General features: G+C 70.5%; 19 protein-coding genes. 14 read left to right on the top strand and 5 right to left on the bottom strand.

From position 1 onward, the window contains the following. Positions 1-9: 9 nt before the first annotated feature. Positions 10-1,026 (bottom strand): TerC family protein, encoded by a 1,017-nt coding sequence (locus ACIOSR_RS03290; RefSeq protein WP_173151094.1) that lies wholly within the window; start codon positions 1,024-1,026, stop codon positions 10-12. Positions 1,027-1,223: 197 nt separating this feature from the next. Here ACIOSR_RS03290 and ftsY point away from each other — a divergent pair, with 197 nt between their 5' ends. Further along, positions 1,224-2,105 carry a signal recognition particle-docking protein FtsY gene (ftsY, locus tag ACIOSR_RS03285; RefSeq protein ID WP_369794381.1) on the top strand — a complete coding sequence of 294 codons (882 nt, stop codon included), beginning with the start codon at positions 1,224-1,226 and terminating at the stop codon, positions 2,103-2,105. 20 nt (positions 2,106-2,125) lie between these two features. Here ftsY and lipA read toward each other — a convergent pair whose 3' ends face one another. Both lipA and lipB read right to left on the bottom strand, forming a co-directional pair. After that, complete coding sequence (gene lipA, locus ACIOSR_RS03280) at positions 2,126-3,112, bottom strand: lipoyl synthase (protein ID WP_173151092.1); 987 nt, start codon at positions 3,110-3,112, stop codon at positions 2,126-2,128. Next, the gene (lipB, locus tag ACIOSR_RS03275) at positions 3,109-3,792 is read right to left on the bottom strand and encodes a lipoyl(octanoyl) transferase LipB (protein ID WP_402751830.1); all 684 of its coding nucleotides are present in this window, start codon (positions 3,790-3,792) and stop codon (positions 3,109-3,111) included. The genes lipA and lipB overlap by 4 nt, the downstream gene beginning before the upstream one ends. A 104-nt stretch (positions 3,793-3,896) precedes the next feature. Between lipB and ffh the strand changes: the two genes are divergently transcribed. Further along, positions 3,897-5,468, top strand: coding sequence for a signal recognition particle protein (gene ffh / locus ACIOSR_RS03270; RefSeq protein ID WP_173151088.1), 1,572 nt, complete (start codon positions 3,897-3,899; stop codon positions 5,466-5,468). A gap of 91 nt (positions 5,469-5,559) precedes the next feature. On the opposite strand, the gene ACIOSR_RS03265 is transcribed toward ffh, so the two are convergent. Then, positions 5,560-6,705 (bottom strand): glutamate--cysteine ligase, encoded by a 1,146-nt coding sequence (locus ACIOSR_RS03265; protein ID WP_123570352.1) that lies wholly within the window; start codon positions 6,703-6,705, stop codon positions 5,560-5,562. Positions 6,706-7,008: 303 nt separating this feature from the next. Between ACIOSR_RS03265 and rpsP the strand changes: the two genes are divergently transcribed. From rpsP to trmD, 4 genes are read left to right on the top strand one after another with little or no spacing between them, the layout of a single operon-like run. Beyond that, positions 7,009-7,425, top strand: coding sequence for a 30S ribosomal protein S16 (gene rpsP, locus ACIOSR_RS03260; protein ID WP_123570351.1), 417 nt, complete (start codon positions 7,009-7,011; stop codon positions 7,423-7,425). Positions 7,426-7,428: 3 nt separating this feature from the next. Continuing rightward, on the top strand, positions 7,429-7,665 hold the full coding sequence (locus ACIOSR_RS03255) for an RNA-binding protein (RefSeq protein ID WP_043596309.1): 237 nt from the start codon (positions 7,429-7,431) through the stop codon (positions 7,663-7,665). A gap of 4 nt (positions 7,666-7,669) precedes the next feature. Then, the gene (rimM, locus tag ACIOSR_RS03250) at positions 7,670-8,317 is read left to right on the top strand and encodes a ribosome maturation factor RimM (RefSeq protein ID WP_402751829.1); all 648 of its coding nucleotides are present in this window, start codon (positions 7,670-7,672) and stop codon (positions 8,315-8,317) included. A gap of 3 nt (positions 8,318-8,320) precedes the next feature. Next, positions 8,321-9,013 carry a tRNA (guanosine(37)-N1)-methyltransferase TrmD gene (gene trmD, locus ACIOSR_RS03245; protein ID WP_054145618.1) on the top strand — a complete coding sequence of 231 codons (693 nt, stop codon included), beginning with the start codon at positions 8,321-8,323 and terminating at the stop codon, positions 9,011-9,013. Positions 9,014-9,089: 76 nt separating this feature from the next. Here trmD and map read toward each other — a convergent pair whose 3' ends face one another. Next, positions 9,090-9,860, bottom strand: coding sequence for a type I methionyl aminopeptidase (gene map, locus ACIOSR_RS03240; RefSeq protein WP_402751828.1), 771 nt, complete (start codon positions 9,858-9,860; stop codon positions 9,090-9,092). A gap of 38 nt (positions 9,861-9,898) precedes the next feature. Between map and ACIOSR_RS03235 the strand changes: the two genes are divergently transcribed. The 8 genes from ACIOSR_RS03235 to dprA all read left to right on the top strand — a co-directional run bounded on the left by ACIOSR_RS03235 (position 9,899) and on the right by dprA (position 16,129). Continuing rightward, entirely contained in the window at positions 9,899-10,468 is a 570-nt protein-coding gene (locus ACIOSR_RS03235) for a hypothetical protein (protein WP_402751827.1), read from the top strand. A gap of 160 nt (positions 10,469-10,628) precedes the next feature. Further along, complete coding sequence (rplS, locus tag ACIOSR_RS03230; RefSeq protein ID WP_043596315.1) at positions 10,629-10,976, top strand: 50S ribosomal protein L19; 348 nt, start codon at positions 10,629-10,631, stop codon at positions 10,974-10,976. 67 nt (positions 10,977-11,043) lie between these two features. Further along, positions 11,044-11,793: a signal peptidase I gene (gene lepB / locus ACIOSR_RS03225; protein WP_056046184.1), complete on the top strand. Its 750-nt coding sequence runs from the start codon at positions 11,044-11,046 to the stop codon at positions 11,791-11,793. Next, on the top strand, positions 11,790-12,428 hold the full coding sequence (locus tag ACIOSR_RS03220; RefSeq protein ID WP_123570348.1) for a ribonuclease HII: 639 nt from the start codon (positions 11,790-11,792) through the stop codon (positions 12,426-12,428). Before lepB ends, ACIOSR_RS03220 begins: the two co-directional genes overlap by 4 nt. A gap of 73 nt (positions 12,429-12,501) precedes the next feature. Next, entirely contained in the window at positions 12,502-12,825 is a 324-nt protein-coding gene (locus ACIOSR_RS03215; RefSeq protein ID WP_056046179.1) for a DUF2469 domain-containing protein, read from the top strand. Positions 12,826-12,978: 153 nt separating this feature from the next. Next, positions 12,979-13,344 carry a YraN family protein gene (locus tag ACIOSR_RS03210; RefSeq protein WP_173151084.1) on the top strand — a complete coding sequence of 122 codons (366 nt, stop codon included), beginning with the start codon at positions 12,979-12,981 and terminating at the stop codon, positions 13,342-13,344. Beyond that, entirely contained in the window at positions 13,341-14,870 is a 1,530-nt protein-coding gene (locus ACIOSR_RS03205) for a YifB family Mg chelatase-like AAA ATPase (RefSeq protein ID WP_402751826.1), read from the top strand. Before ACIOSR_RS03210 ends, ACIOSR_RS03205 begins: the two co-directional genes overlap by 4 nt. Next, on the top strand, positions 14,867-16,129 hold the full coding sequence (gene dprA, locus ACIOSR_RS03200; RefSeq protein WP_199736206.1) for a DNA-processing protein DprA: 1,263 nt from the start codon (positions 14,867-14,869) through the stop codon (positions 16,127-16,129). Before ACIOSR_RS03205 ends, dprA begins: the two co-directional genes overlap by 4 nt. Positions 16,130-16,131 lie beyond the last annotated feature (2 nt).

Genomic DNA, 16,131 nt, shown 5'->3' with positions numbered 1-16,131 from the left:
GTCGGGGGATCAGTGGTCGTCGTCGGTGTTCGCCGTGACGCCGGCCTTCGTCCGGGCGTCCCGACGGGTCTTCGCGAGGCTGGCGACGGTCGCGACGGCGATCGTCAGCACGATGAAGCCGAGGGAGAACCAGATCGGGATCTCGGGGATCCAGGTGATCGGCTCGCCACCGTTGATGAACGGCACCTCGTTGACGTGCAGGGCGTGGAACAGCAGCTTGACGCCGATGAAGGCGAGGATGACCGCGAGGCCCTGGGCGAGGTAGACGAGGCGCTCGAGCAGGCCCGAGATGAGGAAGTACAGCTGGCGCAGGCCGAGCAGCGAGAACGCGTTCGCCGTGAAGACGATGTAGGCCTCTTGCGTGAGGCCGAAGATGGCCGGGATCGAGTCGAGCGCGAAGAGCACGTCGGTCAGGCCGATCGCGACCATCACGAGGAAGAGCGGGGTGAAGAGGCGCTTGCCGTCGACCTTGGTGGTCAGCTTCTGGCCGTCGTAGTCCTGCGAGGTGGGGATGACGCGGCGCAGGGCGCGGATGAGCTTGCTGTCCGCCTCGTCCTTCTCGTCGTCGCCGTGGCCGCCCTTGACCTGGCTGTAGGCGAGCCAGAAGAGCAGGATGCCGAAGAGGTAGAAGACCCACGAGAAGTTCTCGATGATGACGACGCCCGCCGCGATGAACAGACCACGCGACAGCAGGGCGATGGCGATGCCGACGAGCAGCACCTTCTGCTGGTAGATGCGGGGCACCGCGAAGCTCGTCATGATGATCAGGAAGACGAACAGGTTGTCGACCGAGAGGGCCTTCTCGGTGATGTAGCCGGCGAAGTACTCGCCACCGAACGTCCAGTTCGAGAAGACGCCGACCCCGACGCCGAACAGGACGGCGATGCCGATGTAGACGCCCGACCAGATGGCCGATTCGCGGATGGTCGGCTCGTGCGGCGTGCGCACGTGACTGAAGAAGTCGAAGAACAGCAGGCCGATGATGCCGGCGATGGTGATCGCCCAGGTCAAGAAGTGGACGTCCATGTGTGTACCTCCAGTACGCAGCGGGTACCGAAGGTCTCCTCCACTCGCGACGCGTCCTGATCAGGACGGCTGCGAACCGGTGCACCGGGTCGAGATCGGTCTCTTCCGTATTGACGACGCCACCGCGTGGGAGTACTCCCCTTCAACCTGGCGAGCTTACAGCCTCTGCACGTCCGCGGTCTCGCCCGGGGCCGAATATGCTGGCCCGCATGGCTTCTCCCTGGTCCCTCTCCGGTGCCCTCCGTGGCATGTTCGCCAAGAAGACGATCGACGAGACCACGTGGGACGACCTCGAGGCCGCCCTGATCGGCGCCGACTTCGGCCCGGACGTGACCGAGCAGATCATCGACGACCTGCAGGCGAAGGTGCAGCGCTACTCGACCACCGACCCCGCCGACCTCAAGCGCATGCTGCGCGAGACCCTCGAAGAGCGCCTCTCCAAGCTCGACTCGACCCTCAAGCTCAGCGCGCGACCCGCCGTCGTGCTCATGGTCGGCGTCAACGGCGTCGGCAAGACGACCACCATCGGCAAGTTCGCCAAGTTCCTCCGCAACTACGACCGCTCGGTCGTCGTGGGCGCGGCCGACACGTTCCGGGCCGCGGCCGTCGAGCAGGTCGCGACCTGGGCCGATCGGGCGGGAGCGCGCATCGTCCGCCCGCAGCAACAGGGGCAGGACCCCGCGTCCGTGGCGTTCCAGACGGTCGAGCTCGCCATGCGCGAGGGCATCGAGATCGTCCTGATCGACACCGCCGGGCGCCTGCAGACGAAGTCGGGCCTGATGGACGAGCTCGGCAAGATCAAGCGCGTCGTCGAGAAGCAGACCGAGATCGCCGAGGTGCTGCTCGTGCTCGACGCGACGACGGGTCAGAACGGCCTCGCCCAGGCGCAGGCTTTCATCGAGCACGCCGGGGTCACGGGCCTCGTGCTGACGAAGCTCGACGGTTCGGCCCGCGGCGGCTTCGTCCTCGCGGTGCAAGAACAGACGGGCATCCCGATCAAGCTGGTCGGGCAGGGCGAGGGCATCGGCGACCTCACGGGCTTCACGCCGCACGTGTTCGTCCAGAACCTCATCGCGTAGCGCGCCCCGGCGGGCACGGGTCACACGGCCTGGCGCCCGGCCCCGGCCTCGAGCAGGTGTCGCAGCGCCTCGGGCACGACCTCGCCCCGCGCCTCGGTCGCCCTCGCCCAGAGGCGGCCCGCCCGGTACGACGAGCGCACGAGCGGCCCGGCCAGCACGCCGCTGAACCCCATGTCCTCCGCGATCTCTCGGAAGTCGACGAACTCGTCCGGGTGCACCCATCGCGCCACCGGCAGGTGTCGCGGGCTGGGACGCAGGTACTGGGTCAGCGTGATGACGTCGGTGTGCGCCTCCCTCAGGCGCTCGAGGGCGTCGATCACCTCGTCGCGTTCCTCGCCCATGCCGAGGATGAGGTTCGACTTGGTGACCAGGCCGGCGTCGTGCCCCTGCCGGATGACGTCGAGCGACCGCTCGAAGGTGAACGCGGGGCGGATGCGCTTGAAGATGCGCGGCACGGTCTCGACGTTGTGGGCGAAGACCTCGGGACGGGCGTCGAAGACCTGCGCGAGCAGTTCGGGGCGACCGTTGAAGTCGGGGACGAGGATCTCGACGCCCGTGCCCGGGTTCAGCTCGTGGATGCGACGGATGGTCTCGGCGTAGAGCCACGCGCCTCCATCGTCCAGGTCGTCGCGCGCGACGCCCGTGACGGTCGCGTAGCGCAGCCCCATCTCGCGCACCGACTCCGCGACCGAAAGGGGCTCGCGGCGGTCGATCGGGCTCGGCCTGCCCGTGTCGATCTGACAGAAGTCGCAGCGCCGCGTGCACTGCGAGCCGCCGATCAGGAACGTGGCCTCGCGGTCCTCCCAGCACTCGAAGATGTTCGGGCAGCCGGCCTCCTGGCAGACCGTGTGCAGCTTCTTGTCGACCACGAGCTCGGTCAGGGCGCGGTACTCGGGGCCCTGCCTCGCGGTCGTCCTGATCCAGGTCGGCTTCTTCTCGATCGGGGTCTCGGCGTTGCGGGCCTCGACGCGCAGCAGGCGTCGTCCCTCGGGGGCGGTCGTCGTCATCGGTGGGCTCCCACGGGGTCGGTTCGGGCCGGCACGCGGCCGGCGGTCTCGAGGCTGGTCAGGTAGGCGGTCAGGGAGGTCTCGAGGGCGTCCGCGACGTCGGTCACGGCCACGCGCCTCCCGGAGGCGCGGGTCAGGCTGGTCACGCCGGCGTCGGTGATGCCGCAGGGCACGATCCCGGCGTACGACGACAGGTCGGCGTCGCAGTTGAGGGCGACGCCGTGCATCGTCACTCCCTCGGCGACCCGCACGCCGACCGCCGCGACCTTCTCGTCGCCGAGCGGTCCGCGCACCCAGGCGCCGCTGCGCCCCTCGACGCGGACGGCCGACACCCCGACGCCCGAGCACACGGCGATCAGGCACGCCTCGAGCGCCCGGACGTGGGCGACGACGTCCAGCGGTTCGGGCAGGCGCACGATCGGGTACGCCACGAGCTGGCCGGGGCCGTGCCACGTGATGCGTCCGCCGCGGTCCACCCGGGTCACGGGGGAGCCGTCGCGCGGCAGGTCGGCGGGCTGCGTCCGCGTGCCCGCCGTGTACACCGACGGGTGCTGGCAGAGGACGAGGGCCGAGTCCAGTCGGCCGGCCACGACGTCGGCGTGCAGCTCGCGCTGCAGGCGCAGGCCCTCGTCGTAGTCGAGTGGCGGGCCCGTGAGGCCCGTGCGTCGCGTCGTGGTCACACCCCGAGGCTAAGCCCATTGATGCACTCGGTACAACAACGACGGACCGAGGAGGCGCGGCCACGCAGCACAGGAGGCCGACGGTCGGTTAAGATGGGCGCACCATGGCCACTTTTGGAACCCTCTCCGACCGCCTCGCGGAAACGTTCAAGAACCTCCGCAACAAGGGCAAGCTGAGCCCCGCCGACGTCGACGGCACCGTGCGCGAGATCCGTCGTGCCCTGCTCGACGCCGACGTCGCGTTCGACGTCGTCAAGGCCTTCACGAACACGGTCCGCGACCGCGCCCTCGGCGACGAGGTCAGCAAGGCCCTGAACCCGGCGCAGCAGGTCGTCCAGATCGTCAACGAAGAACTGGTGCAGATCCTCGGTGGTCAGCAGCGCCGGCTCGAGTTCGCGAAGAACCCGCCGACCGTGATCATGCTCGCGGGCCTCCAGGGTGCCGGCAAGACGACCCTCGCGGGCAAGCTGGCCAAGTGGCTCGCGAAGGACGGCCACACGCCCATGCTCGTGGCGGCCGACCTCCAGCGCCCCAACGCGGTGACGCAGCTGCAGGTCGTCGGTGAGCAGGCCGGCGCCCACGTCTTCGCGCCCGAGCCGGGCAACGGCGTCGGCGACCCCGTCAAGGTCGCGAAGCAGGCCATCAAGTACGCCCGCGACAAGCAGTACGACACGGTCATCGTCGACACGGCCGGCCGTCTCGGCGTCGACGCCGAGCTCATGAAGCAGGCCGCGAACATCCGCAAGGCGGTCGATCCCGACGAGGTGCTCTTCGTCATCGACGCGATGATCGGTCAGGACGCCGTCGCGACCGCCAAGGCCTTCCAAGACGGGGTGGACTTCACCGGCGTCGTGCTCTCCAAGCTCGACGGAGACGCCCGCGGTGGTGCCGCACTCAGCGTGGCCTCGGTCACCGGCCGCCCCATCATGTTCGCCTCGACGGGCGAGTCGCTCGACGACTTCGAGCCGTTCCACCCCGACCGCATGGCGAGCCGCATCCTCGACCTCGGCGACATCCTCTCGCTCATCGAGCAGGCCCAGCAGGCCTTCGACGAAGAAGAGGCGATGGCGGTCGCGCAGAAGATCGCGACCGACTCCTTCACGCTCGACGACTTCCTCACGCAGATGCAGCAGCTGCGCAAGATGGGTTCGATCAAGGGCATGCTCGGGATGCTGCCGGGTGCCAAGGGCATGCGCGAGCAACTCGAGAACTTCGACGAACGCGAGATCGTCCGCACCGAGGCGATCATCCAGTCGATGACCAAGCAAGAGCGAGCGATGCCCAAGCTGCTCAACGGCTCGCGTCGCCTCCGCATCGCCCGCGGTTCGGGCATGACGGTCACCGACGTCAACCAGCTCGTCCAGCGCTTCGAGCAGGCGTCGAAGATGATGAAGACCGTCGCCAAGGGCGGCGTGCCCCAGGTGCCCGGCATGGGGCCGATCCCCGGGGCCTCGTACGCCGGCAAGAAGGCGCAGCCCAAGAAGAAGGGCTCAAAGGCCGGCAACCCGGCCAAGCGTGCCGCACAGAACGCCGCCCTCACCACGGGTGCCAGGTCGGCGTCCTCGGCTCCGGGCGGCTCGGGCTTCGGGCTCGGCGGCGGCGGGGCCGCCGCGGGTGGCGCGGCGCCCTCACCCGAAGAACTCGCGTCGCTGCAGAAGATGCTCGGACGCGGCTGAGCCGACCCGCGCCTCCTGACGGCCCTCGACGCCCGCCCCGCCTGCTGCGGGGCGGGCGTCGTCGTGTGCCCGCCGCACCGCAGGCGGCTGGTCACTCGGCTGCGGACAGCCCTTCGTCGAACTCGCGGACCAGCGACGCCACGACGGGGCGCAGGTCGCCCCCGTGCGCGGCGGCGACGGTGAGCTGACGTTGGTAGCTGGCCCCGCGGTCGGTGATCGTCGCGAGCGAGTGCAGTTCGTCGAGGCAGCCGAGGCGTTCGGCCGCCGGCTCGAGCGACGTCACGAGTTCGCGCAGGTCGTCCGTCACCAGTCGTTCGTCGCCGGCCGCGTTCTGGATCACGATGGCGTCCATGCCGTAGCGGGCGGCGCGCCACTTGTTCTCACGGACGAACCACGGCTGCATGCTCGTCAGGGTCTCGCCGCGGTCGAGCCGCTCGGACATGTCGTCGACGAGGCACTGCACCAGTGCCGTCACGGCGGCGAGCTCGTCGGTCGTCGCGATGCCGTCGAAGACGCGCGTCTCGAGGGTGCCCCACTTCGGTGAGGGGCGGAGGTCCCAGCGCAACTCGCTGTGGTCGTCGATCACGCCGGTGTGGGTCATGTCGGCGACCATGGCCTCGTACTCGGACCAGGTCGCGAACTGGGGCGGCAAGCCCGCCGTCGGGAGTTGCTGGAACATCAGGGCGCGGTTCGAGGCGTACCCGGTCTCCTCGCCGACCCAGAACGGGCTGGACGCCGTCAGCGCCTGGAAGTGCGGCAGGTAGGTGAGCATGCCGTTGAGGATCGGCAGCACCTTGTCCTGGTCGTCGATGCCGACGTGGACGTGGACGCCCCAGATCATCATCTGGCGGCCCCACCACCGCGTCCGGTCGATCAGGGTGGCGTAACGCTCCTTGTCGGGCGTCACCTCCTGGTCGGCGTAGCGGCTGTAGGGATGCGTCCCGGCGCACATGAGGTCGGCGCCGAGCACGGAGGCCGGGCCCCGGACCAGGTCGATCGTGCCCCGGAGGTCGTCGACGGCGTCGGCGACCCGACGGTGCACGCCCGTGACGACCTCGACCGTGTTGGTGAGCAGTTCGGTGGTCAACCGTTCCGGACCGCCGTCGTTGACGTGGGCCAGGTCGGCGAGGATCGCCGGGGCGTGCGGCGCCAGTTCTCCCGACTCGTGGTCGACGAGGGCGAGCTCCCACTCGACGCCGAGGGTCGACCGTTCTGAGGTCGTGAAATCGATGCGCATCCGCGTGGCCTTCCCATGGGCGTCAGGGCGGTTCCATCCTGCCAGTCGGGTGCCGGTCGGGGCCGTCCGGCGGGCCGGCCTGCGCCGCCCGTGACGTCCGGTGACGCCGAGGAGGCGCGGTGTCGGACACGACGCGACGCAATTCGTGCAGATGGCCTTTCGTCTGCAACAATGGGAGGTCGAGTCTTCTGTCGTCCGACCCTCTAATCAGACGACGTTCGACTCCCATCAGAGCTTTCGAGCCGAGTGTGCCCCCACGCTCACGGCTGGCAACTCGCCCACATCACATCACACAGGAGAATTGTGGCTGTCAAGATCCGTCTCAAGCGCATGGGCAAGATCCGCGCCCCCTACTACCGCATCGTCGTCGCCGACTCGCGCACCAAGCGTGACGGTCGCGTCATCGAAGAGATCGGCAAGTACCACCCCACCGAGGAGCCCTCGTTCATCGAGGTCGAGTCCGAGCGTGCGCAGTACTGGCTCGGCGTCGGCGCTCAGCCGACCGAGCAGGTCGCCGCGCTGCTGAAGCTCACGGGCGACTGGGGCAAGTTCAAGGGCGACGCCGACGCCGTCAGCACCGTCAAGACCAAGGCTCCGAAAGAGGCCTTCGTCGCCGACGAGAAGAAGAAGCCGGTCCTCGTGCCCAAGACCGAGAAGCCCGCGGCCAAGGCCGAGGCTCCCGCCGAGTCCAGCGACGACGCCGAGACCACCGAGGCGTAGTCGGTGCTCGCACCTGCACTCGAACACCTCGTCCGGGGGATCGTCGATCACCCGGACGAGGTGCAGGTCGTGGAGAAGAACTCCCCACGAGGCGACGTCCTCGAGGTGCACGTCCACGCGGACGACCTCGGTCGCGTCATCGGCCGTGCCGGTCGCACCGCCAAGGCCCTCCGGACCCTGATCACCGCGCTGGCCGACGGCAAGCGGGTCCGGGTCGACGTCGTCGACGGCGATCTCTAGAACCGTGCCGTCCGACCGCAAGACCGAACTCCGGGTGGGGCGCCTCACCAAGGCCCACGGCCTCAAGGGCGCCCTCAAGCTCGAACTCTTCACCGACACCCCCGAGCAGCGCTTCGTGCCGGGCGCCGTGTTCCGCCTCCAGGTGCCTGCCGACAGCGCCTGGCACGACCAGACCCTCACCCTCACCGAGTTGCGCTGGTACAACAGCCACCCGGTGGGCTTCTTCGAGGGGGTCGACGACCGCACGGCGGCCGAGTCGCTCGTCAAGGCGATCCTCTGGGTCGACCAGGACGCCGACGAACTGCCCCACGAGGACGACGCCTGGTACGACCACCAGTTGGTCGGCCTCCGCGTCGAGCGTGACGGCGTCGTCGTGGGCACCGTGGCCCGGGTCGACCACCTGCCGGCTCAAGACCTCCTCGCGGTCGACACCGCGTCGGGCGAGGTGCTGGTCCCGTTCGTCTCGGCCCTCGTGCCGAAGGTCGACGTCGAGGCCGGTGTGGTCGTCGTGACCCCGCCGCAGGGGCTCTTCGAAGAGCTGGCCGACGACACCGACGACGAGCCGGCCTCCGACGACGTCGACCAGTCGGTCGCCGACGGCGTCGACGAACCGGCCTCCGACGGCGAGTCCGCTCCCGACGACGAGCGCTGACGCGTGCGCATCGACATCGTGTCGATCTTCCCCGAGTTCTTCGGGGTGCTCGACATCTCGCTGCTCGGCAAGGCGCGGCAGCAGAAGCTGCTCGACGTCGAGGTGCACGACCTGCGTGACTTCACGCACGACCGGCACCGCACCGTCGACGACACCCCCTACGGTGGCGGGGCAGGCATGGTCATGCGGCCCGAGCCCTGGGGCGAGGCGCTCGACCACGTCTTCGGCGAGACGTCCACGCCCGACGACACGATCATGATCGTTCCGTCGCCGGCCGGCACGCCCTTCACCCAGGCCACGGCTCGCGAGCTCGCGTTCGCTCCGCACCTGGTCTTCACCTGCGGCCGGTACGAGGGCATCGACCAGCGCGTCGTCGAGCACGCCGCCACCCGGGCGACGGTGCGCGAGATCAGCCTGGGCGACTACGTGCTGAACGGTGGCGAGGTCGCCGTCACGGCGATGATCGAGGCCATCGGTCGTCTCGTCCCGGGCGTCGTGGGCAACCCCGAGAGCCTCACCGAAGAGAGCCACGAAGACGGCCTGCTCGAGTACCCCAGCTACACCAAGCCGGCGTCCTGGCGGGGTCTCGACGTGCCTCCGGTGCTGCTGAGCGGCAACCACGCGGCGATCGCGACCTGGCGTCGCGAGCAGCAGCTCGAGCGCACCCGCCGGGTACGGCCCGACCTGCTCGACTGATCGGGCCGAGCCTGCGCGGTCCGGGCGTCCCGGTCCGACCCGCCGGGGAGGGTCCGCCGGGGACGGCCCGTCCGGGTCACCCGCGCGCGGTGAGCACGAGCGGCCCGTCCTCGGTGACGGCGACGGTGTGCTCGACGTGTGCGGCCCGTGAGCCGTCGACGCTGCGGAGCGTCCAGCCGTCGGCGTCGGTCACGATCGCGTCCGTGCCGCGCATCAGCCACGGCTCGATCGCGACGACGAGGCCCGGTCGGACGGGCCACCCGCGCCCCGCACGCCCGTCGTTCGGCACGTGGGGGTCGCCGTGCATGGTGCGTCCGACCCCGTGGCCGCCGAACTGCAGGTTGACGTCGTAACCCGCCCCGCGAGCGACCTGTCCGATCGCGGCCGAGACGTCGCCGAGCTTGGCGCCCGGCCTCAAGGCCGCGATGCCGGCGTCGAGGGCCACCTCGCACGTCTCGATCAGGCGGAGGTCCTCGGGCGACGCCCGCTCGCCGACGACGAACGACACGGCCGAGTCGGCGACCCAACCGTCCACCGAGGCGGCGAAGTCGAGGCTGAGCAGGTCTCCGTCGCGCAGTCGGTAGCGATGCGGCAGGCCGTGCAGGGCCGCGTCGTTGACCGACGTGCAGATGACCTTGCCGAACGGGCTCGCCCCGAACGACGGGTGGTAGTCGACGTAGCAGCTCTCGGCCCCCGCCTCGCGGATCATGCGGTGCGCGAGCGCGTCGAGGTCGAGCAGGTCGACGCCGGGTCGCGCGGCCGCACGGGTCGCCTCGAGCACGCGGGCGACGAAGACTCCGGCGGGTCGCATGCGTTCGATCTCGTCGGGGGTGCGCAGTTCGATCATGCAGCCATTCTTCACGAAGCCCTCGTAGCCTCGACCGCATGACGACGCGCAGGATCTTCTACCGCCTCCTCTGGGTGGCCGTCTTCGTGTTGCCGCTCTGGGTGCTGCTGGGTCGGGCGTTCTTCGGCGTCCCGCTGGGCCTGCAGTTCGTCGGCCAGTTGCTGCTCGTTCCCCTGCTCTTCGTCGGGCAGGCGGTGGCCACCGGCGTGGTGGTGGGCCGCCGCAGCGTCCGGCGGGCGAAGGCCGTGTCGTGGGCCGACGCGGGTCTGCTCGCCCTGTCCTGGCTCGGCCAGCTCGGCGTGGGGTTCTTCATCGTCGACAGCTCCGCCGAGTCCGCGTCCGCGTCGGCCTTCACGCAGGTCGCCGGCGGGGTCTCGTCCCTCGACCTCTCGACCGCCCTGTTCGCCCTCTGCGCCGTCGTCACGATCGCGGCGGGCGTGGGCCTGTTCGCCTCGGCCCTGTGGCAGTTCGCGAAGGAGGCGCGGGCCCGCATGGCCACGTCGCTCGCCGATCTCGAGCGGGTCGCGTCGGGCACCGGGGCCGCCGCGGGGCGTCGGCCCGGCTACGGCGACGAGGGCCCCGTCATCACCATCACGCCGCGAGGCTGACACGGGTGCCCGCGCTGTGGCACAATAGGCGCTTGTGCCTGCGCACGACTCTGCCACAGGGGAGTCTGCCGATCCAGAGCACACCTTCTTCATCATGACGGGCGCGTGACGCGCCCCAGACACGCAGTCGACCTGTGGCGGTTGCAGAGAGCGAACGACAATGCACATCCTCGACGCGGTTGACTCCGCCAACCTCCGCTCGGACGTCCCCGACTTCCGCGCCGGCGACACCGTCAAGGTGCACGTCAACATCATCGAAGGCACGCGCTCGCGCGTCCAGGTCTTCCAGGGTGTCGTCATCGGCAAGCAGAACGAGGGCATCCGCGAGACCTTCACGGTCCGCAAGGTGAGCTTCCAGGTCGGCGTCGAGCGCACCTTCCCGGTGCACTCCCCGGTCATCGACCACATCGAGGTCGTCAGCCGCGGTGCCGTCCGTCGCGCCAAGCTCTACTACCTGCGCGAACTGCGTGGCAAGAAGGCCAAGATCAAGGAGAAGCGCGACAACTAGTCACGCCCCTCAGCGACATCACGCGAGCTCCTCGCCATCTAAGATGGCGGGGAGCTCGGGTGGTTAAATGACGAATGACACAGTGAGGCGCGCCCTGCGTCCTCGACGCGACGACGGCGGAAAGCGCGGCATCGGCACCTTCGTGCGCGACGTGCTCGTCATCTTCCTGGCGGCCCTCCTGATCTCGTTCCTGATCAAGACGTTCCTGATCCGGTCGTTCTACATCCCCTCCGGGTCGATGGAGCAGACGCTCCAGATCAACGACCGCATCATCGTCAACGAGCTGGTGCCCGACCTCGTCGACGTCAAGCGGGGCGACGTGGTCGTGTTCACCGACCCGGGCGGCTGGCTCGACGGCACGGCTCCCATCAGCACGACCACCGGCAACCCGGTGTCCGACGGCTTCTCGTGGTTCCTCACGCTGGTCGGGCTCGGCGCACAAGACAGCAACGACCACCTGATCAAGCGGGTCATCGGCCTGCCGGGCGACACCGTCGAGTGCTGCAACGACTTCGGCCAGATGTCGGTCAACGGCGTCCCCCTCGACGAGCCCTACGTGAACCTGCCCCCGGGCGAGACCCGGGTCTCGGCCGACGACTTCTCGGTCACGGTGCCCGCCGACTCCCTCTGGGTGATGGGCGACAACCGCTACAACTCGAAGGACAGCCGCTACAACGGCGCCACCCCGAGCAAGGGGTTCGTCCCGATGAGCGACGTCGTCGGACGCGCCTTCGTCATCAGCTGGCCGACCGAGCGCTGGACGTGGCTCGGCGACTACCCCGACGTCTTCCGCGGCACCGAGCGAGAGGGCGAATGAGCCCCGTCGTCGACCCCACCCTCGACTACGAACGAGAGCTGCACGCCGCCGGCGCGACCTGGGTGATCGGCTGCGACGAGGTCGGTCGGGGAGCCATCGCCGGGCCGGTCGCGGTCGGGCTCGGGGCGGTCCACGTCGAGTGCCTCGACGTCCCCGCGGGTCTGCGCGACTCGAAGCTCCTGTCCGAGAAGCGACGCGAGGCCCTCTACCCGCTGGCGACGTCGTGGGTGTCCCATCACGCGGTGGGCTTCGCCGAAGCGCACGAGGTCGACCGGCTGGGCATCGTCGTCGCCCTCGGGCTCGCCGGCAAGCGTGCCCTCACGGCGCTGCACCACGCCGGTGTGGGCATCATGCAGTCCGTGGTGGTGCTCGACGGCAACCACGACTACCTGTCACCCCAGCTCGCCACCCCTCCGCGCATCACGACCAGGGTCAAGGCCGACCGCGACTGCGCGTCGGTGGCGGCGGCGTCGGTCATCGCCAAGGTCGAACGCGACCGGCTGATGATCGAGGCCGACGGCGTCCACCCGGGCTACGCCTGGGCCGGCAACAAGGGCTACGGCTCGTCGGCGCACTACGGGGCCCTGTCCGAGTTGGGTCCGTCGCCGCTGCACCGCCTCACCTGGCTGCACTGACCCCGAGCGCCTACGCCGGCGGCAGAGGGACGACGGCGACCGCTGCCCCGAGGGCCGCGTAAGCTCGACTCCGATGGACGAGGACGATTTCGAAGACTACGACCGCGAGGTCGAGCTCGCGCTCTACCGCGAGTACCGCGACGTGGTGTCGCAGTTCCGCTACGTGGTCGAGACCGAGCGGCGTTTCTACCTGGCCAACGAGGTCGACCTGGTCCGGCGTGACACCGAGCACGACTTCTACTTCGAACTGTCGATGACCGACGTCTGGGTCTGGGACGTCTATCGCTCCGACCGCTTCGTCAAGTCGGTCCGGGTGCTCACCTTCAAGGACGTCAACGTCGAAGAGCTCACGAGCCGCGACCTCGAGCTCCCGAAAGAACTCGCACTCGACGAGTAGTCGTCCGTCGCCACGCGACCTCCTGGCGCGGGACGCGCTGCGTCTCGACTCGGCTCGTCCCCAGCCGCCGCCGGGTCGGTGGCGTCCCCAGCCGATGCTCCGCCCGCCCTCCGAGGGGCGTGCCTCCGCCAGCCTGCTGGCAGGAGGTCAGACATGGCGAAGAAGGACGAATTGGGTCGGCGCGGCGAGGACGTCGCGGCCGAGTACGTCGAGGCGCAGGGCATGCGGGTCGTCGAGCGCAACTGGCGGTGCCGCGAAGGCGAGATCGACGTGGTCGCCCTGGACGGCGACGAGGTGGTCGTCGTCGAGGTCAAGACGCGGTCGGGCACCGGCTACGGCCACGCGCTCGAGGCCGTGACGCCGGCCAAGCTGGCCCGTCTGCGACGGCTGGCGGGGGCCTGGTGCCAGGCGCATCCCACCTCGACGCCCCGGGGGTTGCGCATCGACGTCGTGGGCATCACGGTCGAGCGGTGCGCGGGGCACGAGCGGATCGACCACGTCCGCGGGGCCGGAGCATGAGCGTGGCGCGGACGCGGGCGGTCGCCCTGCTGGGCGTCGACGGAGCCCTCGTCGAGATCGAGGCCGACATGGGTGCCGGGCTGCCGGCGTTCGTGATCATCGGACTGCCCGACACGTCGCTGGGCGAGGCCCGTGACCGGGTCCGGTCCGCAGCGACCAACTCCGGGTGCGCCTTGCCGGCGCGCAAGCTGACCGTCAACCTGTCACCGGCGTCGCTGCCCAAGCAGGGGTCGTCCTTCGACCTCGGCATCGCCATCGCGGCCCTGGCCGCAGCCGAAGTCGTCCCCGCCGAGTCCGTCGAGGGCGTCGTCCACCTGGGCGAGCTCGGGCTCGACGGCCGGCTCAGGCCCGTCGACGGAGTCCTGCCCGCCGTGTTGGGTGCGCGCCGGGCAGGGGCCGCCACCGTCATGGTGCCGACCGACAACGCGGACGAGGCCGCCCTCGTCCCCGGCATCCGCGTGGTGGCCGTGCCGAGCCTGCGCGAGGCAGCGATCTGGCACGGTGCAGGGCTCGAACCCGAGCCGGTCGAGGCCATCACGCGATCGCGCACCGAACCGACGGTGCCGGCCGAACTCGACCTCGCGGACGTCATCGGCAACGTCGACGCCGTCGAGGCGCTCGTCGTCGCCGCGGCCGGCGGCCACCACCTCCTCATGGTGGGGCCGCCCGGCGCAGGCAAGAGCATGCTGGCGGCCCGTCTGCCCGGTCTGTTGCCCGACCTCGACGCCGATTCGGCCCTCGAGGTCGCGTCGATCCGTTCGTTGGCCGGGGTCGCCGTCACGGGCGATCTCGACCGGAGGCCGCCGTTCGAGGCGCCCCACCACACCTGCAGCGCGGCGGCCCTGGTCGGCGGGGGCAGCGGGGTCATCAGGCCCGGCGCCGCGTCGAGGGCGACCCGGGGCGTGCTGTTCCTCGACGAGGCGCCCGAGTTCCAGCAGACGGTCCTCGACTGCCTTCGCCAGCCTCTCGAATCGGGTGAGACCGTCGTCCATCGGTCGAGGTCGGTGGCTCGCTTCCCGGCGAGGTTCCAGCTGGTCGCCGCGGCCAATCCTTGCCCCTGCGGGCAGTACGGTTCCCGCGACTCCGACTGCAGCTGTTCCCCGCATCAGCGGCGTCGGTACCTCGGCAAGCTCTCCGGGCCGCTCGTGGACCGCATCGACCTGCAGTTGCGGGTGGCCCGCATCAGCTCGTCTCAGTTCCGAGCCTCGGCCGACGTCGTCCCGACGACGACACGCCAGGCCCGCGAACGCGTCGACCGGGCGCGCGGCCGTGCCGCCCGCCGGCTCGACGGAACACCCTGGCGGTCGTCCGGCGAGGTCCCGGGAACCTGGCTGCGTGATCCGGCGAACCGCCTGGCCGTGGCGGACTCAAGGCCCATCGATCGGGCTCTCGAGACCGGTGCCCTGACGATGAGGGGTTACGACCGCGTGCTGCGCGTCGCCTGGACCCTCGCCGACCTCGACGACGAACCCGCCCCCGTCCGCCGTCACGTGGTCCGGGCCCTGAGCATGCGGCAGTCGCTGTGAGCGACCTGCTCCGGGCGACCCCCGCCGAGCTGGCCGACCTCGTCCGGCCCCTCCTGCCCGGCGCCCACGAGTTCAGCGAGGCACAGACCCTCGAGGCGTTCGCCCTGGGCGCCTGGACAGGTGTGGTCGAACCGGGTGACGCGGTGGGTGGCGTCGTCCGGTCCCTGCTCGGGCCGACCGTGGGGCTCCGCCTCGTGCTCGAAGCGGCGGTCGGTCACGACGACCCCCGCGCGGGTCTGCTCGCGGGGGCCCTGGTCGAGGCAGGGGCCACCCGCGACGACGTGGAGCGGCTCGACCTCGGACGGGCGCTCACGAGATGGCGGCCCCGTCTCGAGACCAGCGTGATCCTCCGGTCGTTCCGCACGGCGACCGTGGTGGGATCGAGGCTGCTCGTGCCGGGCACCCCGCTGTGGCCCGAGGCCCTCGACGACCTCGGTCATCACGCTCCCGTGGCCCTCTGGGCACGAGGTCCGGCGTCCGTTCCGGCGCCGACGTCGAGCATCGCGATCGTCGGCTCGCGGGCGGCGACGGCCTACGGCGAGCAGGTGTCGGCCGAGCTCGCCGGCGGCGTGGCCGACCGGGGTCTCGCGGTCGTCTCGGGTGCCGCCTACGGCATCGACGGTGCCGCCCACCGGGCGGCCCTGGCCGCCTCGGCGACGACGGTGGCCGTCATGGCCGGGGGAGTCGACCACCTCTACCCGGCCGGTCACGACGCCCTGCTGCGACGCGTCATCGAGACGGGTCTGGTGATCTCCGAGGCTCCGTGCGGTGGCAAGCCGTCGCGGTGGCGGTTCCTGCAACGCAACAGGCTGATCGCGGCGTTGACGGCCGCGACCGTCGTGGTCGAGGCCGGCGGCCGCTCGGGGTCGCTGAACACGGCCGCCCACGCGCAGTCGCTCGGTCGTCCGGTCGGGGCCGTGCCCGGCCCGGTCACCTCGCCGTCGTCCGTCGGCTGCCACGCCCTGATCCGGTCCGGTCTGGCCGAGTGCGTGACGGGTGCCGACGAGGTCCTCGCACTCGCGGGGGTGTCGACCGACCTCGTCGTCGCCTCGTACGAGGGCCGACGGCTCGACCCGGAGACGATGCGGGTGCTGGACGCGCTCAGCACGACGGCGACCCGGGAGACCGACGAACTGGCCGTCGCGAGCGGGCTGTCGCTCGAGACGGTCCGCGACGTGCTCGCCGAGCTCGACCTGTCGGGTGCGGCCCGGCGCTCCGGCTCGGGGTGGCGACGAGTGAGGGGGCGCCGCGATGGTTAGCC

The sequence above is a fragment of the Frigoribacterium sp. NPDC087798 genome, assembly GCF_044742985.1.
Lineage (GTDB): Bacteria > Actinomycetota > Actinomycetes > Actinomycetales > Microbacteriaceae > Frigoribacterium.
Note: the sequence above shows the minus strand (reverse complement) of the source record. Positions and strands in the feature narration are given on the sequence as shown.